This window comes from Pseudomonas floridensis (assembly GCF_002087235.1).
GTDB classification, from domain to species: Bacteria; Pseudomonadota; Gammaproteobacteria; order Pseudomonadales; family Pseudomonadaceae; genus Aquipseudomonas; species Aquipseudomonas floridensis.
Map to the genome: position 1 here is coordinate 1 of NZ_MUIO01000206.1, position 3194 is coordinate 3194.

The following is a 3194-nucleotide window of genomic DNA, read 5'->3' on the forward strand; positions in this document are numbered from 1 at the left end:
CTCGGTAGGCGCGGGACGGCGACGCGGCAGCTCGACCACGAACTCCGTGATCGGGCGACCCATCAGTACATCGACGATTCGCGCACTGGCCTTGCCGTCGCCGTAAGGGTTGGCGGCGTGTGAGGCGTTCTGCCAGAGCTGCTCGTCATCGAACAGCAGGCTGACGCCCTGAATGATCGCCTCAGGTTCAGTGCCCACCAGCCGCACGGTGCCCGCTGCGACCGCTTCCGGGCGCTCGGTCACGTCGCGCATTACCAGCACGGGTTTGCCGAGCGATGGCGCTTCTTCCTGCACACCGCCGGAATCAGTGAGGATCACATGGGCACGCTGCATCAGGCGCACGAACGACAGGTAGTCCAGCGGCTTGATCAGATGCACATTGGGCAGATCGCCCAGGTGCTCGGTCACCGGTCCCAGTACATTGGGGTTCAAGTGCACGGGGTAGACGATCTGTATATCGTCGCGTTGAGCGAGCGTACGCAGCGCTTTGCAGATATTCAGAAAACCGTCGCCGAAGTTCTCACGGCGGTGTCCGGTCACTACCAGGACCTTGCGTTCGGGCACCAGAAAAGAGAACTGGCGATCGAGCGCGTGGCGCAACTGGCGATTGGAATCGATTCGCTGGGCGGTCAACTGCAAGGCGTCGATTACCGTATTGCCGGTCACGAACGACACGCCCTGAAGACGCTCGCCCAGTACGTTGCGGCGCGACTCGGCGGTCGGCGTGAACAGGTGATCAGAGATCAGATCGATGCACCGACGGTTCATTTCTTCCGGCCACGGCTGCCGAATATCGCCGGTGCGCAGGCCTGCTTCGACATGACCGATCGGGATGCGACGATGAAACGCCGACATGGCCGCGACCATGGCCGACGTGGTGTCGCCGTGGACCAGCACCTTGTCGGGCTTCATCTCATCCAGGATCGGGTCGATGGCCGCGTACAACGCGGCGGTCAGGGAATTCAGGGTCTGATGAGGACGCATCACGTCCAGGCTGTAATCAGCCTTGAGTTCGAACATATCGAGCACTTGTTGCAGCATGCTCTGATGCTGTCCGGTGATGCAGATTCTCGAATCAATCCCCGGCTCCGCAGCAAGAGCCCTGACCAGAGGGGCCATCTTGATGGCCTCTGGGCGAGTGCCGAAAATGGACAGAACTTTCATTCTGGCGTGCTGAGTAGCCATTGATTTCCTCCCGCCCGCTACAGGCGTCGCACAGCAGTTGATCCGGGCTGTGAACAGCTCGGATAACCAGCGAATTAATGAGTTTCTTCGGGCAGGAAAAGATCGGAGTGGATGACTCGATGTTCACTTCAATGTGAGCAAGCGTTATGCCTTGTTACCCGGATTCGCGACGATTATTAGCAGATGATATTAATAATGCAAAACTTTTTATCAGGTATTTTTCAAAGTAAGCCGTGCGGGGAACTTTGGTTTTTAGGGGCGGTCAGTGAATGGTTGTATAACGCGCGATGTGCCGTTTTAGTCAATGATCATTGGGGTTTTTGGGCGAGTATGGCGTGCGGAAGATAAGGTCGATGGAACTTTCTAAATCCGCTACGTTGACGGTGTAACTGCCAGGGCCGGTAAAAGTCAACAATCAGGAAAGTGCCAACAACAGTTTCCTGACGCCTGATTAATGACAGCGAAAAAAACGGTCATTCATAAAAATGGCGTTGTGATAATGGCGCTGTAAGTGACGGTGAAAAGAGGGGGATATATCGTGTTAAGTGAAGGGGAACAGTATCGATAACAGCGTGAGTGAGTGTGCCAATCAGGTGTCATTCAATTGAACAAAAGTTGCCACATTGGCGTCTTGCACTGCCGGGTCGAAGAAAACGAGCGGCGGCCCCTTCCAGCGAAGAAGCCGCTGTCTGCGATCCGAATCAGCTGTCCACTTCGGCAGCAGCCGGATCGGATAGCTCATTGAGCGCTGCCGCATTGTTCTTGAACGCCGCTGCGAACACGGCCCGGTTTTTCGCCATATAGATGCTCGCGTCCTCTGCGTGCTTCTCGGAAAGGCCTGGTACGTTCTTGACCAGGACGTCGGTGAGAAGCTCGGCCAGCTCAAGCATTTGATCGTGCGCATCGGCGAGTTTACGGTCCACGAAAGTAGTCTCCAGATCGCGGGTACTGCGGTAAAGGGTTTCAACAGCCATTTTGGCCTCGTCGTCATATCCAGTGTGGAAGGGCTAGACCCGGGCACTCGGCGCTTCGGGCGCTGACCTGGGCGGTGCAACAGACAGTGATCCTGCATGGCTGGCGTGCCAGTCGCCATTCCACATGCCTTGAATGTGAAATCAGTCATTACTGTATCTTTATACAGTGTTCAGCATAAGCCAATCAACCCCTGTCTGGATAGTGGCCTTCGAGCATCTTTTTTTCCGTATACATGTGCCTTGCGACAACCCGTCGCGCTCTCAACCATAGCCTATGGCCCTGTTCCTGCTTTAAAAAGCACACCACACAGCGCGTCACACGCACACAGCACCCTCCGCTCCGGTTGCGGATCGGTATCAACGAAGGTTCAGAGGTCAAGCGTCATGGGAAACAGATGGGCAGCAAAGTTGCGCCAACGGGTGCATTCACAGGCCGAGTCGCTGGGTAATCTCTGCGTCGAGAGCTTTCACTTTCTGGCCTTGTTCGCCATCGGAGCCATCACCGCCTGGGCGTCGGTGGTCGCGTTTCTGGGGATGGTCGAAAAAGGCAACGTCACGGTCGACGACATTCTGTTGCTGTTCATCTATCTCGAACTGGGGGCGATGACCGGGATTTATTTCAAGACCAACCACATGCCCGTACGCTTCCTGATCTATGTGGCGATCACGGCCTTGACCCGGTTGTTGATCTCGGACGTGTCTCATCACAACCCGCCCGATCTGGGCATCATCTACCTGTGTGGCGGCATTCTGCTACTGGCATTTGCGATTCTGGTGGTGCGCTACGCGTCGTACAAATATCCATCGGCCAAGATCCCGGATTCCTCGAGCCCGGTCAAAGGCGCAGTCACGGAAGAGAAGGGCGAAATCTGACAAGGCGAGGGCGGCATCCAGTAGCGATGCCGCCTCATGGTTGTGCGTAGGTCAGTTGACCCAGACCCCGGCATGCCAATGCCAGCCATCGCCTGCGCTTTCCCAGTGCGGGTGCACATAACGGTAACCCGGCCGTTCAACTTCCCAATGGCCGTGAACCGG

The 3194-nt window shown here is 56.4% G+C and carries 3 protein-coding genes and 1 pseudogene; 1 reads left to right on the plus strand and 3 read right to left on the minus strand.

The features are described from left to right. A partial coding sequence (gene wecB, locus BZK31_RS28230) for a non-hydrolyzing UDP-N-acetylglucosamine 2-epimerase (RefSeq protein ID WP_102136532.1) occupies positions 1-1185 on the minus strand: 1185 nt, incomplete at its 3' end. A gap of 701 nt (positions 1186-1886) precedes the next feature. After that, complete coding sequence (locus BZK31_RS28235; protein ID WP_083186450.1) at positions 1887-2159, minus strand: YebG family protein; 273 nt, start codon at positions 2157-2159, stop codon at positions 1887-1889. A gap of 384 nt (positions 2160-2543) precedes the next feature. Here BZK31_RS28235 and BZK31_RS28240 point away from each other — a divergent pair, with 384 nt between their 5' ends. Further along, positions 2544-3032 (plus strand): phosphate-starvation-inducible protein PsiE, encoded by a 489-nt coding sequence (locus tag BZK31_RS28240; RefSeq protein WP_083186451.1) that lies wholly within the window; start codon positions 2544-2546, stop codon positions 3030-3032. Positions 3033-3083: 51 nt separating this feature from the next. On the opposite strand, the pseudogene BZK31_RS30750 reads toward BZK31_RS28240, so the two are convergent. Further along, positions 3084-3194 (minus strand): annotated as a pseudogene (locus BZK31_RS30750) (YXWGXW repeat-containing protein); the annotation flags it as partial.

Coding starts and splice junctions, on each gene's coding strand:
- BZK31_RS28235 (WP_083186450.1), bottom strand. CDS start 2,159: ATGGCTGTTGAAACCCTTTACCGCAGTACCCGCGATCTGGAGACTACT.
- BZK31_RS28240 (WP_083186451.1), top strand. CDS start 2,544: ATGGGAAACAGATGGGCAGCAAAGTTGCGCCAACGGGTGCATTCACAG.